Raw genomic sequence first — 18,098 nt, 5'->3', positions numbered from 1 at the left:
AAAAGTTAAAATCCACCGTTTCTTTCAATGAAGGCCAAGGACTGTTCCAGAGAGGGCATGAAATTGGCACACCCTTTTTGGGTCACGACATGGGCCCCGCTGGCATTGCCCATTCTACAGGCTTTTTCCAAATCCCATCCTTGCAATAAGCCATACAGGAAGCCGCTGGCAAAGGCATCTCCAGCGCCAAGTATATTGAGCACCTCTACCGGAAAACCGGGCACATGCCCAACGCTACCATCTTTTTGATGCACACTGGCCCCGTCCTTTCCCCGTTTTACGATAAGCGTTTCAATGCCCGAGGAGAGCAGGCTTTTTATGGATGCATCAATGTCTCCCGAAATGGTTGGGGCGGAGATCTGTTGGTGCGTAATGGTCACCTGGGAAGCATGCTCCATAGTGGCCGCCAAGATTTCCTCTTCCGTTCCAATGGCTATTTTTACTTTGGGCAAGACCGCCCTCACGGTAATGCCAAAGGCACGGTAATCATGCCATTGGTCTGCCCTAAAATCCAAATCCAGTACTACATCCACATTGCTTTTTTGGGCTATTTCCGCAGCATAAAAGGTAGCGCTTCTGGAAGGTTCCATGTTCAGGGCGGTACCGTTTATGAGCAAAACGCGATGATCTGGAATGTGTGCGGCATCCACGTCATCTATGTTTACTTGGCTGTCTGCCGCATTGTCCCGGTAATAGACCAAAGGAAATTTGTCCGGTGGCTCAATGCCCAAGACCACTGCGCTGCTTCTTGCCGAGGGCTTTTTTGGAATGTACTGTGTGTTCACTCCTTCTTTGTTGAGAAAGTTCAAAATAAATTCCCCCACCTTGTCATTGCCCACAGCGGTGAGCAAACTTGCGTTAAGGCCCAATCTTGCGCAGCCCACCGCTATGTTCAGGGGAGATCCCCCCACAAACGCATCGAAACCAGAAATGTCGTTAAAGGGGCTGCCAATATCCTGTGAATACAGGTCTATTGAAGATCGCCCAAAGGTGATGACATCTAATTTTTCTTTTCCCATCTCCCTAGTGTTTGTTCATTTTTGCGGTTACCAATGGCAGCCTATTGTCCTTGGAGCTCCATGACCCATAGATCCATTCGTGGTCCGGGTCCGTGGTATTGGCCAAGCACTGGTCCGTTCCCGCCAAAAAATTAAGGTAATAGCAATGAAAGCCGTGTTCGGCAACCACCGGATGAAAACCTCTGGGAATCATGACCACATCGTTGTGCCGTGGCCTCACAATTTCATCCAGGCTGCCATCTTTGGTGTACACTTGCTGAATGGCGTAGGCCTCCGGTTTTTGAAATTTATAAAAATATGTTTCTTCCTGTATGGGCTCCAGAACGGTGCCATCATCTGCCAGGATGCGTTCGTCATGTTTATGGGCGGGAAAGGAGCTCCAATTCCCCGAAGGGGTATAGACTTCCCTGACCACAATGCTCTGGCAACCAAATCCAGGCGGAACCAGGTCATTGAACTGTCTTGTGGCATTGTCCCCGCCAAAAATAACCACAGGTGTCTCTTCCGGTGTCACAAACTTTGGCTTAAAATCTTTGTCTGCCTTGCACCAACCGTAGGCAATGTCCAGGGTTTGGCTAAGGGCGGTAAGGGTAAACTCAGTGTTTCTGGGTAGGTATAGGGTGTGCGCAATGCCATTGAAAACATTGGTGCGGCCGTTGGTGGTTGTCCAATGCCCCTTGGGGCTGCTTACCCTGAAATTTCCGCTGAGCAGGACTATGACCAGCTCATGGTCTTGGGTGTCGTGCTCCCAGACGTCATCCTTCGCCATGCTTCTGGCCTCAAAGGAGAGGTAGTTCCACTGCGCCGTTTCTGGAGTGATGCTATGGTAGATGGCAGTGTCTTTTTTTGGTTTTACCAGTAAGGGTGATTCAGAGCTCATAGTTTTGTTTTTTTTAATAGGGAAGCCACTTTGCCGGTGGCCTTCAGAAGGTCAAATTTTTTCAGCATAAAGGCTTCGTAAGCCTCCATATAGGTGTTGCCGGGAACAATGGGATCAAAGAGTTCCGGGCTGTCCCTGAAAAATTCGCGGTGTACGCGCGCCCACAGCAAACGGGTGTCCGTGGCAATGTTTATTTTGCAGACACCATAGGCTATGGATTTCACGATTTCTTCCGGTGCAACCCCTGAGGCATCTGCACGGATGGCTCCATTTGCCTTGTTTATGCGTGCCACTTCTGTTTTGTTCACAGCAGAACCCCCGTGCAGCACTATGGGGAAACCCGGAAGTTTGGCCTGTATCTCCTTTAAGATGTTAAATTGGATGCCCTGTCCCGAACTGAATTTATAGGCCCCGTGGCTGGTTCCGACCGCCACGGCAAGGCTGTTGCACTTTGTGCGGCCCACAAAATCATGCACTTCTTGCGGACTGGTGTAACGGGCGTCCTTTTCAGCTATTGAAATTTCGTCTTCCACACCACTTAGAACCCCTAGTTCCGCTTCCACAAAAATATTTTTGCGGTGTGCCTCCCGTACAATGTAACTCGTCTTTTTTACATTGGTCTCATAATCTTCGTGGGAGGCGTCTATCATGACAGATTGGTAATCATTGGAGGCAATGGCACTCAAGGCGTGTTCCTCATTGCCGTGGTCCAGATGTATGGCATATACTGCTTTTGGATATATTTTTGATGCCGCTTTGATCATGGCGATGAGCATGGATGCATGTGCATAATTCCTGGCCACGGGGGTTATTTGCACCAAAAACGGTGCGTTTGCCTTGGAGCCGGCCCTGAACAGTCCGTGGATCTGCTCCATGGTGAACACATTCACCGCCGCAATGGCATAACGGCCATAACAGTCTTCAAAAAGGTTCTTGGGCAAAATGATCATTGGCCTTTATTTGGAACTGGCAAAAACAGACTGCCATCTATAAAAAAACAACAAAAACTTTATGAACTAAAGCATTATGGCCCAAAAACAATGCAAACCTTTGCACGGTCCCGTGGCGAGCACTTTTCTATTTTTTGGTTTCGATCTTTCTGGATGAGTCCCTGACCACAAGCTCTGGTTTAAAAATTTCCATCCTAAAAGGTGAATGTTCCATACCGTTGCTTTTTAAACGTTTCAGTGCAATGCGGGCAGATAGCATGCCTATGCTGTAAACGGGCTGCCAGACCGTGGATAGACTGGGCCTGAAATATGCCGAATTTGGTTCATCGTCAAAGCCCACAATGGAGAGGTCCCCGGGTATTTCAAGCCCCATCTTGCGGGCAATGTGCATGGCCGAAATGGCAATGCTATCGTTCATTGCGAAAATGGCGTCCGGAACACATTTGGAGTGCAACAGTTTCTTTGTGGGCTTAAGGCCATCATTGGTGGAAAAACCCTTTACGTGGGCAATATGTTCCTTAATTATGGGCATATTGGCGTTTTCAAGGGCGTCCAGGTACCCTTGTAAACGGTGTTTGGTGGTGCTCAGGTTCAATGGCCCTCCAAGATGCGCTATTTGGGTGCAACCGGAGGCTATCAAATATTCCACGGCCTGAAATGCGCCGCTGTAGTCATCCACCAACACTTTGTCCGCTTCAAACCCCGGGCAGTCCCTGTCAAACACGATCACCGGTATGTTGTTGTTGTTTAGGGTTCTAAAATGATCGAAGGTCTCCGTCTGGGAGGTGGGGGAAACCAATACGGCATCGACCTGCATTTTAAGCAATTTTTTAACGATCACACATTCCTCTTCGTAGGATTCATTGGAGAGGCATATCATGATATTGTACTCGGAGTTGGCAACGATGTCCTGTATGCCCGTAATGATGGCAGAAAAAAAATGACTGGTGATTTCGGGAACGATCACGCCTATGGTGTTCGACTTTTTTCTCAGTAGGGACAAAGCCATTAAATTGGGTTCATAACCCAGCTTTTCCGCGAGTTCCCTAACTTTTTCCTTGGTCTCCTTTCGCAAGGCGGGATGGTTGTTCAAGGCCCTTGATACCGTGGAGGGCGCAACATTGAGCTGGCGTGCGATATCCGTTATGGTGACCCTTCTTTTTTTCATTTCACATCATTTTCGTTAAAAAACGCAACGGTACTGCCTTTGGGCCGGTATGTTCGGTCACCTTGCGGGCCTTTGCCCAAAGTGTAAGAAAATTACAAAAAAACAATGAACCTTCCTTGTCCGGTGTACGCGGAGATATGGATGCCATAAAGTGCCCTTCCGGCCCGAAACACCTTGCTCCGTCATGGCAGGGGGCAGGGAACCAGGTTTTTTTGCACCTTTTTTGCCCCACTATCGTATGCCCCCTGGTAGGGGGAAGAAGCTAATATTGGTCTTTTCCCTTTAACTGCAGTTCACCTCCGTTCACTATATTGGAGTGGGATATTTCCAAATTGTCCATTTTTTTGCCGTTAAGCAGTATTTCTTGAACAATGTGGCCGTCCCCATTGGCCCGTTCATTTTTTATGGTGAACATCTGGCCATTGTGGTACTTTGGGTGCAACTTGATCTTTATCTCATTAAAAATGGGGTTTCCCACCTGGTACTTGGGGTCATTTTCGGTGCCCCCGTTCAACTGAAACAGGCCTATTTTCATTAAAACGGCCAAACTGCCCATTAAGCCTTGGTCTTCATCGCCATTATAACCCGTTCCCGGATGTAGGCCACTGAACACTTGGTCCACCACCTTCCTGGACCAGAGTTGGGAGAGATCCGGTCTGTCCAGGGCGTGGAAGACGTAGGCGGTCTGTATGGACGGTTGGTTGCCATAGTTTATGGGAATACGGCTGTATTCCGGATGTAGTTCCACGGCGTGCGAGGTGCCGGAGGTGAAGCCCAGTTTCTCTGCTTCTAGAAACTGTCCGTTCAATTTTTCTACGGCCAGTTCCTTTCCTCCCATCAATTGGGCAAGCCCCTCAATGTCATGCGGAACAAACCAAGTTGCCTGTGCACCATTGCTCTCATTGAATCCATTTTCGTGAAGATAGGGGTCAAAATTGGCCTGCCATGTGCCATCCACATCTTTTGGACGCATCCAGCCCGAGGTTTCATCATAGACATTTTTGTAATTTGCCGAACGTTCCAGAAAGTATTGGTGATCGTCCTCTTTGTCCAGTTTTTTGGCCAATTGTGCTAGGGTCCAATCTTGGTAGGCATATTCCAGGGTAAGGCTTGCCCCATCTTGGTGACCGCCAAACTTGCCTTCCGGAATGGGGTAGGGCACGTATCCCTTTTCCAGGTAATGCCCCAGACCACCGCCCAATTGTGTTCGGTGCTCATATCCCGCCCTTTCCATGATGCCACCGGGCATATGGTTCTTTTTTAGGGCCTGGTAGATGGAATCCAGGTTGTTCCTTATAATTCCTTTCTGAATGGCGCTCACAACGAACGGCGTGGAGGATGCCCCCGTCATCACATAGGTATAGTTTCCGCCAGAGGGTCCCCTTGGCACCAAGCCGCCATCTTTGTGGTATTGCATCAAAGAATGGACAAATTCTTCCATAATGTCCGGATACACCAATCCCCATAGGGTGTTCAAAGTCCACTGCGCTCCCCAAAAGGAATCTGAGTTGTAATGGTTAAAAACCGGTCTTCCGTTTTCATCAAGGGGCAGTTGGCCTATCCTGAAGGTTTCCCCGGTATTGTCCGGATAGGCGCCATTGATGTCATTGAGGGTCCTTCTGCCTTGCAGGGCATGCCAAAGATCGGTATAGAACCTGCGCTTTTGCTTATCTGTACCGCCAGTTACCTCGATCCTGCCCAATAGCTTGTTCCATTCGCTTTTGGAGTCTTTTACCACCCGATCAAAGTCCCAGTGTTCCATTTCCGCCAGACTGTTGTTGGCGGCATTTTCAATGGAAGTGTAAGAAAGGCCAACTTTCATCAATACTTGTTGGGTTTTTGGAGGCATTTTTATGAGGTAATTGCCAGTACTTTTGTCCTCGGAAATGGATGCTATGTCCGTATTGAAACGGATATGGAAAAACAATTGAAAGGGCTTTGGCCGCCTATGGGTTGGGGCCATCTCCAAACTGCCCGTTAGGGTCCGATCATCCATTTGTTGCAATTTGCCGTTCTGGGTGGCACTGGGCCCCAACGGTCCGTTTAAGTTTATCAGGATGCCACCTTCGCCATCTTTGGTAAAAGAGTAGCGGTGCAGCCCCACTCTCTTGGAGCTGGTCAGTTCTGCCTGTATGCCATATCTTTCCAAAAAGACGGAGTGGTACCCTGGGGCAACCTCTTCCCTGTCATGCGAAAATTTGGAGTAAAAATCCCCGAATATGCTGTTGGGGTCTGGCCGGTCCAGGGCCACTGGCATAACGGAAAGCCCGGAAATCTGCCAGCCGTGAACGTGGCTAAACCCTTTGATGGTGTCCGTTTTGTAACGGTAACCACTGCCCCAGGCGCCGTCTATTTCGGTATCCGGGCTCAAGTTTACCATACCAAATGGCCTACAGGCAGAGGAAAACAAGAACCACCGGCTGTGCTCCGTGTCTATTTGCGGATAAACAAAATCTACGTAGTTCGTTTCGTTTTCCGTTATGGCAGGCCTTTCTTTTTCCGTTTTGCATGAAAGTCCCAGGACAGCGATCAAGATGGTAATGGCCGTTTTTTTGCAAATGGTCTTCTTATTTTTCATTGCGTTGCTTTTTATCCTGGGCTCTGGTACATAGCGCCCCAGGGGTGGTGGTTCAGGGAGATGGGAAGACAAGGCCTCTGGACGGCATTTTTTTTGGGATGTTCAATTGGGCAACGGTCATGATGTCTTCATTCTCTTGAACTGGGAAAAATGGGGATTCTTTGTGCGGTTGGGCACAAATCACAATGATCAGGGGCAAGCTCAAAAATACGGCTTGCCCCTGCTCAAAACTAACTCAAACTAACAACTTTTCAATAACCTTGGTTTTGCTCTAGAAAACCATCTATGCCAGATGCAGCATCCACGGCGCTCTGCGGAATGGGAAAGAGCCTTTTATTTACATCGGAACTTGTTTTTTCGGTCCATGAATCCTCATAGGTGCCAAAGCGTATTTGGTCGGTTCTTCTAAAGCCTTCCCAGTAGAGTTCAAAACCGCGCTCTCGCAACATGATTTCCAAATCTATGGATGCAAGTGGGGGAGGTGTCTGTTCTGGTCTTGCCGTTCTGCTGGCCCTCACCGTGTTAACGTCTGCAAGGGCTCCTGCCGTGTCCCCATTGCGCAACTTGGCCTCTGCGCGCATCAGGTATATTTCGGCCAGGCGCATCAAGACCAGGTCCACGCTGCTAAAATTGGTTCCGTTGGGCGAGGTTCGGCTAAATTGGTACTTGGCGCACCGGTACCCTGTATTGTGATAGGAGCCCTCCGTGCTGAAGTCTATCTCCAGGGTATGGTCTATGTACCCCACATCACGGGCGGGGCTGTTTCCTGTCCTTAACTGTAGGGGGTAGATTCTTACCCCACCATCACAGGTTATAAAAGCTCCATCATCTCCTTTTCTGGGCCCCCATTTAATACCTCGTAGAACGCCACGGTCCATTTCAAATTCCTCCGGTACCATACAATAGAAATGGTCTTCGTCATTCAATGGGGATAGTCCGGTTAAATCCTGTAGTTCCTCTGGAACTATGGTATTTCTTTGAAAAAATCGGGCATCTGCCTCTGCTGGGTCCACATCGCCGTAGGCATCTACCCAGTGCTGGAAGAAATCTGGTGGAAAAGCAGGGCCATCCGTGCCGTCCGCGCTCGGAAATTCAGGTCTTGGAAACATATCGCCCGAAATGGACCAATAGGCCCAACGGCTGTGTTCGCGTCGCAGCTGCCCCCTTTGATCCAGTGCAAAGATCAGCTCTGGGTTGCTGTTGTTGTCGTCATTGAACAGGTCAAAATATTCCGGCGAGAGGCTAAAACTGCCCGAATTGATGATGTTGTCCGTATATTGGATAACCGCATTCATATCTTCTTGGGTAAAATTGGGGGTGCCATATGGATCTCTGTAAACGGCAGCGTTCAGGTGCAACCTTGCCAATAGGCCCCAAACCGCAGCTTGGGTCAACCTTCCCGGCCCCCTATCGGTGTTTATGACATCCACCACGGAAAGCAGTTCACTTTGTATGTAGTCCATGGCATCGGACCCGCGCAAAACCTCCGATAGTTCGCTCGAGGACTCCTTTCTGAGCACCAGCCCCCAGCTGTCCAGCATCAACATGTTCAAATAAGCCCTTAGGGCGATCATTTCGTGAAGGGCGGACAGCGCCTCGCTGTCTCCTTGCTCCGCCAACGGCCTTAGCACTTCCAAGGCGGATAGCGTTCTGGATATGTTTGTCGTCACTTCGTTCCAGCCGTCACCAATCAAATCGTTGGTGGGGGTAAAGCTGTGTTGGTGGGTGGCTATGTACTTGCCCCCATCAAACCAATCCTGACCGCCACGGTATGGCAATATGGCCTCATCGGAGGGAATCAGTTGAAGTCCGTAGTAGTTGGTGTGTCTCCAAACCCATGAAACATAGCCATAGGCTGGAGCAATGGCACCACTGACCACTTCGGCCTCCGCGCCAAATTCGGCCTCGTCCAGCCTTACTTCCTGTAAATCTGTACACCCGGTATATAGAATGGATGCGAATCCCAGTACGTAAATTAAAATTCTATTTCTCATCATACAATATTTTTAATATTTAAAAAGAAACGTTTAAACCGATCAGTAGGGTCCTTGGCGAGGGGTAGGTAAAACGGTCTATGCCAAAGGTTTGGATACCATCGGTTTCATTTCCCGTGTTCACTTCGGGGTCAAAGCCCGAATAATCCGTTATCACGAACAGATTCTGCCCCGTTACCGTTAAGCGGAAATTGTTTATCCAGTCTTCCAGGCCAATTTTCGCGGGATTCAGGGTATAGCCCAAGGTGGCGTTGTTTAGCCTAAGGAAACTGCCATTTTCCAAATACCTTGTGGAAACCTCGTTGGAGTTGGTGTTGTCCTCATTGGGAAACTGAATGGCGAAGTCTGTGGTGTTGAGGCTTCTGGCCAATTGGCCCCTTGAAAACAAGCTCATGGCAGTATGGTTGTAAATCTGGTTTCCGGAAACACCGTTAAAGTTAACGCCCAAATCAAAATCTTTATAGGCAAATTTGAAATAAAAGGCATATAGGGTGTTGGGCAGGGCGGTTCCCGCGACTATTCTGTCATTGTCCAAGGACTCCCCATCTGGAACCACATCCCTAAACTCATTTCTTCCGTCATCTCCTATGCCCAAGAAATCCTTCATAAAAAACGAGCCAATAGGTTCATCGTTAATGTATCCATTTATGGTGGCCCCCGTTTGTCCCGCCCCCTGTGCGGCTCCCGTGGTGATCACCGCAAAGCGGGAATTTTCCACCCTGTTGTCCGTGTAAGAGATATTGCCCCCTATGTTAAAGGTGAAGTCATCCGTAAAGCTGCCCCGGTAGTCCAATGCCAGTTCCACACCGGTATTCCTGATCTGCAGGTCTGGAATGTTGGTCCATATTTTTTCGGTGGGCTGTATGGGATCAACTCTATTGGCAAAGAGGACCACATCACTGGCCACCTTGTTAAAGTAGTCCAAGGTACCGGTTAGCTTGTTTTGGAGCAGTGCAAAATCCAACCCAATGTTGGTCTGTGTGGTTACTTCCCACTGAAGATCTGGGAATGCCGTCCTAACGGGAACCGTCCCAAAGGGATAGTCTGCCAGGGAAACCTCATTGCCGGACAGGGGATAGGTATCGTTGTCTGCCCTGGAATCTACAAAACTGGCCAGGCTTACTTTGCTGGGAATACCATCCTGGTTTCCGGTCTGGCCCCAACTGGCCCTTAATTTTAGGTTGTTGAAAATATTGTTTTCGCCCATAAAACCTTCTTTGCTAATGTTCCAGCCCAGGGCCACAGAGGGAAAATAACCATATTTATTGTTTTCCCCGAACCTGGAACTGCCATCTGCCCGCATTGTCGCCGTGACCAAATACTTATCGGCATATCCATAATTTACCCGGCCAAAAAAGGACTGCAGCTCATTCTCAAAGGCCACTGAGGTCAAGGTAGTGGGGAAAACATCCGAGCTTATTTGGTCTTGGTATCGTGGCTCTATGCCATTGTTGGCAAAGCCCTCGAGGTCAAACCTCTTTTGTTCAAAGGTGGTAATTTGGTAAGAATGCCCTCCAAGCAAGGTCACATTATGGTCTCCGGTATCAAAGGTATAGGTAAGGGTGTTTTCTACCAAGGTGTTGCTGTTTATGGTGGCAAAGGTGTTCAGGAAGCCAAATTCAAAGCCTTCGATGAGATCAAAGGGAGAACGTTGCACATCCCTGTTTGTGCTCACATAATCTATGCCCAGGTTTACCTTATAGGTAAGGCCCTTCAGGATTTCATACGAGGGCAGAATGTTGGCCAAGATACGGTTGCTAACGGCCTCATCCTTATATATCCGGTTACGCACCAAAGGGTTCAGTTGTTCATCAAAAAAACTGGGTTCGCCACCTGTAAGGGGAGGAAAGGTGGGGTTCAGCGAAAGCATGTCCACTACATTGGCACCTGCATCTGGCCGTTCGTTCAAGGTTCTGGACGCGGTGAGATTCAAATCCACATTGAACCTTCCCTGTAACGCTTTCTGGGTAAGGTTTACCCTCCCAGAATAACGTTTCAAGGAACTGTTTTCAAAAGTACCTTGCTGGTCATCGTACCCGGTGGATACAAAGTAAGAGAATTTTTCACTGGCCCCGCCGCTCATCGAGAAATTCACGTTTTGGGAAACACCCGTTTGGGTAAGTTCATCTTGCCAGTCCACGTTGGCCCCTCTGTCAAAGAGATTGCCTCCCAACGCGGTTACCTGTTCTCTAAATTCACTGGCAGAGAACACGTCCATGGGATTGGCAATGGTGGAAAAGGCGGTTGAAACGTTGAGGTTCATTTCTGCCTTGCCCGATTTTCCCTTTTTGGTGGTGATGACAATTACGCCGTTGGCCGCCCTTGCCCCGTAGATGGCCGTGGCCGAAGCATCCTTAAGCACGTCCATGGAGGCTATGTCTTGGGGGTTGATGAAATTCAGCGGGTTGTTGGCCACCCCTGTACTGGCATTGTCAATGACAAAGCCATCCACCACGAAAAGCGGTGTTGTACCAGATCGTAAGCTGCCCACACCCCTAATGATGATGTTTTGGGAAGCACCGGGCTCACCACTCACGTTGGTTACATTGACGCCTGCCAGCTTTCCTTGAAGAAGCTGGCCCGGATTGGCAACAACCCCTTTGTTGAAATCCTCACTTTTAATGGAGGCAATGGACCCCGTGATATCCGATTTTTTTTGGATACCATAACCCACCACCACAACGTCCTCCAGTTGCGTGGCGTCTTCCCTTAATTGTACGCTAAGGTTGGTTTGTCCGTTAAGGGGCACTTCGACCGTGGAAAAACCGATGTACGATATTTCAAGCACGGCATCCATATTGGCCACTTCAAGGGTAAAGTTTCCATCAAAATCGGTCGTGGTACCATTGGTGGTTCCAATTTCCAGAACACTTGCTCCCGGCAGGGGTGCGTTTAGCTCATCCGTGACCTTGCCCGTAACAGTGGTTTGGGCCCAGGAGAACGAAACCATCCCTAAGAAGCAAAACATCAACAATAATTTCATTTTTCTCATAGTTGGCGGTTTATAGTCGTTAATACAACACCTAAATAACAATAAATTTATGATGTTTTCATTTGTTTGGCCTTAAAACCCAATGCAAAGGTTTGCATTGGTTTACGTTCGGTTCATTTATATTTAATGTTTTGAAAACCTAGGGTTTAGGAATATCCATATCTTAGGCCATACTTTTTCCAAGCGACCAAAAAAAAGGGTGCTGCACGCTGTACCGATCAATGGGCACCGGTTTTTTCGTAATCTTGAAAAGCGTGTTCCCGTACCATTTTATTGGAATGAAATGGTTTGTGCAATGACTGGGAATGCCAATTGCAAAATCTTAATAAAAAGTGATGATGCGAGTCTTCCATTATTTTCTCCTTTTGGGGTGCTTTGGTACCCAAATGCTGTTTGGGCAGTCTTTCAAGGTGCATTCCCATAATGACTATTTGCAGCCCGTTCCGTTTTGGGGCGCTTATGCCAATGGCGTCCATTCCATTGAAATAGATGTCATTTTAAAGCAGGATGTGCTTTACGTGGCCCATGACGAGGAGCACATACGCACGGAGCGAACCTTGCAGAGCCTTTATCTGGACCCCTTGGTCAAGATGAAGTCACTACAATTGGAAAATGGGAGGTCCCTGCAACTTCTGGTGGACATCAAGACGGAACCGTACAGCACCATGCAAAGGTTGGTGGCGGTTCTTGAACAATACCCCCGTATCGTGGAGGACGATTCCATAACCGTGGTAATTTCGGGGAATAGGCCCAAGATGACAGATTATGTGAACTATCCGGATTTTATAGCCTTTGACCACCAGAGCCTCAACGAACCCGAGAACCACGTTTCATGGAACAAGGTGGCCCTGATAAGCCTCAATTTTAAAAAGTTCACGACTTGGAACGGTAAAGGAAGGTTAACCGCCAAAGACCATGAAACCATAAGCAATGTGATCCGGAAAGCCCATGCCCATGGCAAGCCATTTCGTTTCTGGGCGGTGCCAGACAGCAAGACGGCCTGGAAGGCCATGGTTGATCTTGGGGTCGATTTTGTCAATACGGACATGCCCTATGCCTGTACGGCATACTTGAACACTCTAGCGCTTAGGGTGCACAAGAACGAACAGGTCTCTGAGGTATATGTGCCACATTATAAGAATGATGGAAAAGAAACGGAGGTGGAAAACATCATTTTGCTGGTTGGAGATGGCAACGGACTCGCACAGATAAGTGCCGCTGTTTTGGCCAATGGAGGAAAATTGACCCTTACCCAATTTAAAAGCCTTGGCCTGCTCAAAACGCAATCCGCCGATGATTTCACCACGGATTCCGCGGCCGCAGCTTCGGCTTTGGCAACTGGGGTGAAAACGAACAACAGGGCCCTGGGGGTCAATGCGGCAGGGCGATCGGTAAAGAACCTTACGGAAATCCTTTACGACATAGGGTTCGTTACCGGGGTGATCACTACAGATGACCTTACCGGGGCAACCCCGTCTGCCTTTTATGCGCACAGAAAAGATCGTGCCGATACAGAAGGAATACAGGACGATTTATTGAACAGCAAGCTCAACCTCTTAATAGGTGGCGGAACGGAAAGCTTGGCCAAGGAACTCTCCAATAAAGGGTTTACCGTGGAAAGGCAGCGCGAAGCGGTGGCCAGACAAACCGGGGAGCGGGTGGCCCATTTTTTTGCCTATGGTGGCGTGCCAAGCGTTCTTTCGGGCCGAGGCCCCGTTCTGGCCGAAGCCACAAAAAGCGGACTGGCTTATTTAAAAAGTAAAAAGAGTCCTTTCTTTTTGGTGGTGGAAGCTTCCAAGATAGATACGTATGGTCACTTTAATGACGTCGGGGGCATTGTTTCCGAGGGCATTGATTTTGACCGTGCCATAACCGAGGCCGTAAAATATGCCGATGCCACAGAAAACACCTTGGTCATCGTTACCGCCGATCACGAAACCGGCGGTTTTACCATACCACAGGGAAATATGGAGCAAGGCGTGATCGAAGGTGACTTTACCACGGAAGACCATACAGGGGTCATGGTGCCCATATTTGCCTATGGCCCCAGATCGCACGAATTTATGGGGGTATATGACAACTATTCCATTTTTGATAAAATTCTAAAAGTGTTAAACCTGGATTAAGATGGAACATCATGGAATTGTTATTCATGCGATCACTTCGATAAAAAGGAAAAAAAAGCCATACAGTTCCCGTAATGGCAAAGGCTTTTTCTGTAAGGTTGAAACCATCTTTTTGGTTTTACTGCTATTGGTAACCCATAGCTTTTTATGGGGTCAGGTTCAAGCAGACCCTTTCACCCACAGCCTCAAAGACAGTGTGAAGCCTTGGACCAACAAACCTTTTTATAATAATCCGGAAAACTTTCAGTTCGCCGTGGTCAGTGACCGCACCGGGGGCCACCGTAAAGGGGTGTTTGGCAGTGCCCTCAAAAAAATAAACACCCTCTATCCGGAATTTGTAATCAGTGTTGGCGATTTAATTGAGGGCTACAGCAAGGATGAACGTATTATTGACCAACAATGGGAAGAATTCCACGGCATCCTGGATTCTTTGGAAACAAGGTTCTTTTACGTGGCTGGGAATCATGACTATTCCAATGAGGTAATGGCCAAGCAATGGAAAAATCGTTATGGAAGGGATTTTTACCATTTTTTGTATAAGGATGTGCTCTTTTTGATCTTGAACAGTAATGACGGGGATGGAGTGCTCATGGGAGAAGGTCAGATCCAGTTTTTAAAAGAAATCATTTCCAAACATACTGAGGTGCGCTGGACCATGATCTTTATGCATCACCCATTATGGGTGTACGGAGAGGCAAATGGGTTCAGTGAGGTTGAAGAAGCATTGCAAGGTCGTGATTACACCGTGTTCGCGGGGCATACCCACCGTTTTATGCAGGAGGTAAGGAACGATCAAAACCACTACGTACTGGGAACTACCGGTGGTGGCAGCCAATTGCGTGGGGCAAAATTTGGGGAGTTCGATCATATAGGTTGGATCACAATGACAGATTCGGGGCCAAAATTGGCCAACTTGGCCCTTTCCGGAATCTTGGAGCATGACGTCAGTAATGTGGCCAACAAGGGGCTGGCCAACTCCTTGATTGAAACAGCGGACTTGAAACCCTTGGTTTTGAGCAAGGCCGAAGAGAGAAAGGTAGTGTTATTGCTTCAGAACAGTGCAGATAGACCCATACATTTCAGGGCCCAAGCCTACCATCATCATCAAGTGGCCATGGATTCCTCTTTTTTTGAAATTGAGGTGCCGGCCCAAAGTTCCAAGCAACTCACCATTAAGACAAGACCATTGGAAGATGGTGTTGCAGATCGCTGGGACCCCTTGGAGCTGCAATGGGAAATGGGGTATCACAATTCGTTCACAGAACCGGATTTTGCCCTTTCCGGTACCGAGATCATTGAACTTCAAAACACCACACCGCTCATTTCCATGACCGAGCAAAACATCTTTTTAAAGGAGATGACGGTGGCCATAGAGCATCCATACACAGGTTTTTCCTTAAACTATACCTTGAACGGTGCTAAACCCAATACCGGTTCCAGCACCCGCTCAACCTCCTTTGACATAGTCCAAAGTACTGCTGTAATGGCAAAGTTGATCGATGGAGAGGGCTTTGAAAGTGAAGCAGTGGAGGTCCTTTATGAGAAAGTGAAGCCAACAGCGGGCACCAAGGTAAAACAACCAAGAAAAGGTCTTGCGTACGCTTACTATGAGGATACTTTTGACTCAGTGCCCGATTTTAAAGGTTTGGTGCCCAAGAAAACAGGTTTCGTGACCGATCTAAGTCCAGATAAGATCGGGGAGCGGTTAGATCATTACGCCATCCAATATGCCGGTTATGTTGAAATCCCCAAGACGGGAGTCTATACCTTTTATTTGAAATCAGACGACGGGAGCAAGCTTTATGTCCATGACAAGTTGTTTTTGGACAACGACGGCTCGCACAGTGCCAAGACAAAAGAGGGGTCCATTGCGCTGAAAAAAGGATTTCATCCCATACACATAGACTACTTTGAGGATTTTTTGCACGAGGCCCTGGAACTGCACTACTCCAGCGGGGAGATGGGGAAAAGGCCCGTTCCTTTGTGGCACCAAAAGCCCTAAAATTCCCAGATTCGTTTGCAATAATAAGGGCCAATCCGCTGGTGGCCCAAGAGAAGGAAAACAATGAGGTATAAATGTATCATTTTTGATTGTGATGGCGTTTTGGTGGACAGCGAGCACCTAACCACCAAAGTGCTGGTGCAAATGGCCGCCGAGTTGGGTGTACATTTAAGTTTTGAGTTTGCCACGGCGCAATTTTTGGGCAGGTCCTTCAATGATATCATGGCGGATCTTGGCAAACGCTGCAACGGGGAGTTGCCTTCCGATTTTGAGGTTGAATATAGAAAGAGGACGTTCAAGGCCTTTGATCTTGAGCTGCGGCCAATTCCCGGAATCCATACGGTGCTAAGGCAGTTACAGGTACCGTATTGTGTGGCCTCCAGCGGTCCCATTGAGAAAATAGAGCGAAATTTGGAGACCGTGCGGTTGGCCCATCATTTCCAAGGGAAGATGTTCAGTTGTTATGAGATGGGAAAATGGAAACCGGAACCTGATATTTTTTTGCATGCCGCCAAGGTCATGGGTTTTGCCCCCGAAGATTGCGCCGTGGTCGAGGATAGCCCTCTTGGGGTGCAGGCCGCGGTAAAAGGTGGTTTTGATGTTTTCCACTTTTTGCCCGGAGCCGGCAACAAACAGAAAGACTTGGAAAATGGCGTTGTTGTTTTTACAGAAATGCAAGAACTGGTTAACTTGATCAGATGATCAAGAATCGCCCAAAAGTGCCAATTGTTGTTTGCGGTCATCAGCGTTTGGCTTAACCATTTAAGGGGTACAAGCACTTTAAATGGAAAATGGATGAAACGGGCGTTAAGAAATTTTAAAAATCACGTCGCAAGGGGCGATGTTTAAAATTTTAACACGAGAGCGTCGCGGTTGTCCCGGAACTGCGGGGCGCTCAATTTTTCAATTAGCTTATTTCCAAATAATTAAAATAAATATAAAGATGTGAAATGAGCCATAACAATGCTGGATACCAACCGAAATGTTGATTGGCGAATGACACCCGCCTGAACCGGAACGGGCAGGTCTTACCTTAAAAAACAAATAAATAGCAACAGATGAAAAATTATGGAGCAAGAGTGAACGGAACCAATGGGCCTGTATTTCTGATATTGTTTTGGTGTTTCCTATTAATTTGGGTCAATGGCCTGGGCCAGGCCAATGGCGATCAAAAGGTGGTGCTGATCACTTTGGATGGTCTCCGGTGGCAAGAGCTGTTCTCGGGCGCGGATTCCCTGTTGGTGGCCAATAAGGAATATGTAAATGATGCGGAAGCATTGCACCAACGTTACTGGAGGGCAACTGCCACGGAGCGCAGAAAGGTCTTGTTTCCCTTTGTTTGGGGGGAGGTTGCCCGTATGGGGCAGCTCTATGGGAACCGGGACCACGGGAATAAGGTGGATTTGACCAACCGACAGTGGTTCTCCTACCCGGGATATAATGAAATCCTTACCGGCAGGGCAGATGATGCCAACATTACCAGCAATGATAAAATCAACAACCCAAACCGCACCGTTTTGGAAATGGTGAACAACAGTGTGCGCCATAAGGGGAAGGTGCTTGCCTTTGGTAGTTGGGACGTCTTCCCTTACATCATCAACCGGGAGCGTTCAGGGATTCCGGTCAATGCCGGATATGATTTGGCCAAGGAGCCCCTCACGGAAAAAGAACGGGTGCTCAATGAGTTGCAGCCCACCATACCCAAGTTGTGGGGCTCCGTTAGGTTTGATGCCTTTACCCATGGCTATGCCTTGGAGGGAATGAAAAAGCACAGGCCCCATTTGACCTACATTGCCTACGGGGAAACCGACGACTTTGCCCATAACGGAAATTACCAGGCCTATTTGGAATCCGCAAGCACAACAGACCAGTTCATTGGTCAGCTTTGGGAATTTGTACAGACAGATCCCTTCTATAAAGACCAGACCACCTTTATCATTACCACCGATCACGGCAGGGGCACCGTTCCACTGGATACTTGGCAGCACCACGGAGACAACATAGAGGGGGCCGGCCAGATTTGGATAATGGCATTCGGAAAGGGTGTGGAGGCAAGGGGAGAGGTGACCGATGCCGGCCAGTACCACGCCGATCAAATTGCGGCCACGGTGCTAAAGTTATTGGGTGTTCATGCCAATACGGTGGAGATGGGCACGGCGCTGGATTTTGTTCAATATAGATAATCCATGCCAACAAACCGGTATGGGCGGCACCTTCAAAAAATCAGTTGCGTTGCAACGGCGCCGTTGGGGCGTATCGGGCTCTTGGGGGCCTTGGCCGTTGGCCGTGCCCCGGGGATGCCGCGCCGTCCCCGGCGCGGGCGAACAATTGCCCTGGATGATTTGCAATTTTGGCAAAAATGGTGTAAGTTCAAGGTCCTTTTCAAAAG

General features: G+C 48.5%; 11 protein-coding genes. 4 read left to right on the top strand and 7 right to left on the bottom strand.

The window, feature by feature from the left end; translation table 11 throughout:
- Positions 1-5: 5 nt before the first annotated feature.
- The 7 genes from iolC to ACKWCC_RS13770 all read right to left on the bottom strand — a co-directional run bounded on the left by iolC (position 6) and on the right by ACKWCC_RS13770 (position 11,581).
- Positions 6-1,019, bottom strand: coding sequence for a 5-dehydro-2-deoxygluconokinase (iolC, locus tag ACKWCC_RS13800; protein ID WP_413996535.1), 1,014 nt, complete (start codon positions 1,017-1,019; stop codon positions 6-8).
- Positions 1,020-1,023: 4 nt separating this feature from the next.
- Positions 1,024-1,899: a 5-deoxy-glucuronate isomerase gene (iolB, locus tag ACKWCC_RS13795; RefSeq protein WP_413996534.1), complete on the bottom strand. Its 876-nt coding sequence runs from the start codon at positions 1,897-1,899 to the stop codon at positions 1,024-1,026.
- Entirely contained in the window at positions 1,896-2,849 is a 954-nt protein-coding gene (locus tag ACKWCC_RS13790; protein ID WP_413996533.1) for a class II fructose-bisphosphate aldolase, read from the bottom strand. Before ACKWCC_RS13790 ends, iolB begins: the two co-directional genes overlap by 4 nt.
- Before the next feature lie 127 nt (positions 2,850-2,976).
- The gene (locus tag ACKWCC_RS13785) at positions 2,977-4,017 is read right to left on the bottom strand and encodes a LacI family DNA-binding transcriptional regulator (RefSeq protein WP_413996532.1); all 1,041 of its coding nucleotides are present in this window, start codon (positions 4,015-4,017) and stop codon (positions 2,977-2,979) included.
- Positions 4,018-4,279: 262 nt separating this feature from the next.
- Positions 4,280-6,595 carry a GH92 family glycosyl hydrolase gene (locus ACKWCC_RS13780; protein ID WP_413996531.1) on the bottom strand — a complete coding sequence of 772 codons (2,316 nt, stop codon included), beginning with the start codon at positions 6,593-6,595 and terminating at the stop codon, positions 4,280-4,282.
- A gap of 251 nt (positions 6,596-6,846) precedes the next feature.
- Positions 6,847-8,592, bottom strand: a complete 1,746-nt coding sequence (locus tag ACKWCC_RS13775) for a RagB/SusD family nutrient uptake outer membrane protein (protein WP_413996530.1) — start codon at positions 8,590-8,592, stop codon at positions 6,847-6,849.
- A 16-nt stretch (positions 8,593-8,608) separates the two neighbouring features.
- Positions 8,609-11,581, bottom strand: a complete 2,973-nt coding sequence (locus ACKWCC_RS13770) for a SusC/RagA family TonB-linked outer membrane protein (protein ID WP_413996529.1) — start codon at positions 11,579-11,581, stop codon at positions 8,609-8,611.
- A gap of 335 nt (positions 11,582-11,916) precedes the next feature.
- Between ACKWCC_RS13770 and ACKWCC_RS13765 the strand changes: the two genes are divergently transcribed.
- The 4 genes from ACKWCC_RS13765 (at position 11,917) to ACKWCC_RS13750 (ending at position 17,892) form a co-directional block, all read left to right on the top strand.
- Positions 11,917-13,707, top strand: a complete 1,791-nt coding sequence (locus ACKWCC_RS13765; protein ID WP_413996528.1) for an alkaline phosphatase — start codon at positions 11,917-11,919, stop codon at positions 13,705-13,707.
- Positions 13,708-13,903: 196 nt separating this feature from the next.
- Complete coding sequence (locus ACKWCC_RS13760; RefSeq protein ID WP_413996527.1) at positions 13,904-15,709, top strand: PA14 domain-containing protein; 1,806 nt, start codon at positions 13,904-13,906, stop codon at positions 15,707-15,709.
- A 63-nt stretch (positions 15,710-15,772) separates the two neighbouring features.
- Entirely contained in the window at positions 15,773-16,411 is a 639-nt protein-coding gene (locus ACKWCC_RS13755) for an HAD family hydrolase (RefSeq protein ID WP_413996526.1), read from the top strand.
- A 356-nt stretch (positions 16,412-16,767) separates the two neighbouring features.
- Positions 16,768-17,892 carry an alkaline phosphatase family protein gene (locus tag ACKWCC_RS13750; protein WP_413996525.1) on the top strand — a complete coding sequence of 375 codons (1,125 nt, stop codon included), beginning with the start codon at positions 16,768-16,770 and terminating at the stop codon, positions 17,890-17,892.
- The last annotated feature ends 206 nt before the right edge of the window (positions 17,893-18,098 follow it).

This window comes from Maribacter aquimarinus (assembly GCF_047345505.1).
GTDB lineage: Bacteria > Bacteroidota > Bacteroidia > Flavobacteriales > Flavobacteriaceae > Maribacter.
This window is presented reverse-complemented; position numbering and strand designations above follow the sequence as displayed.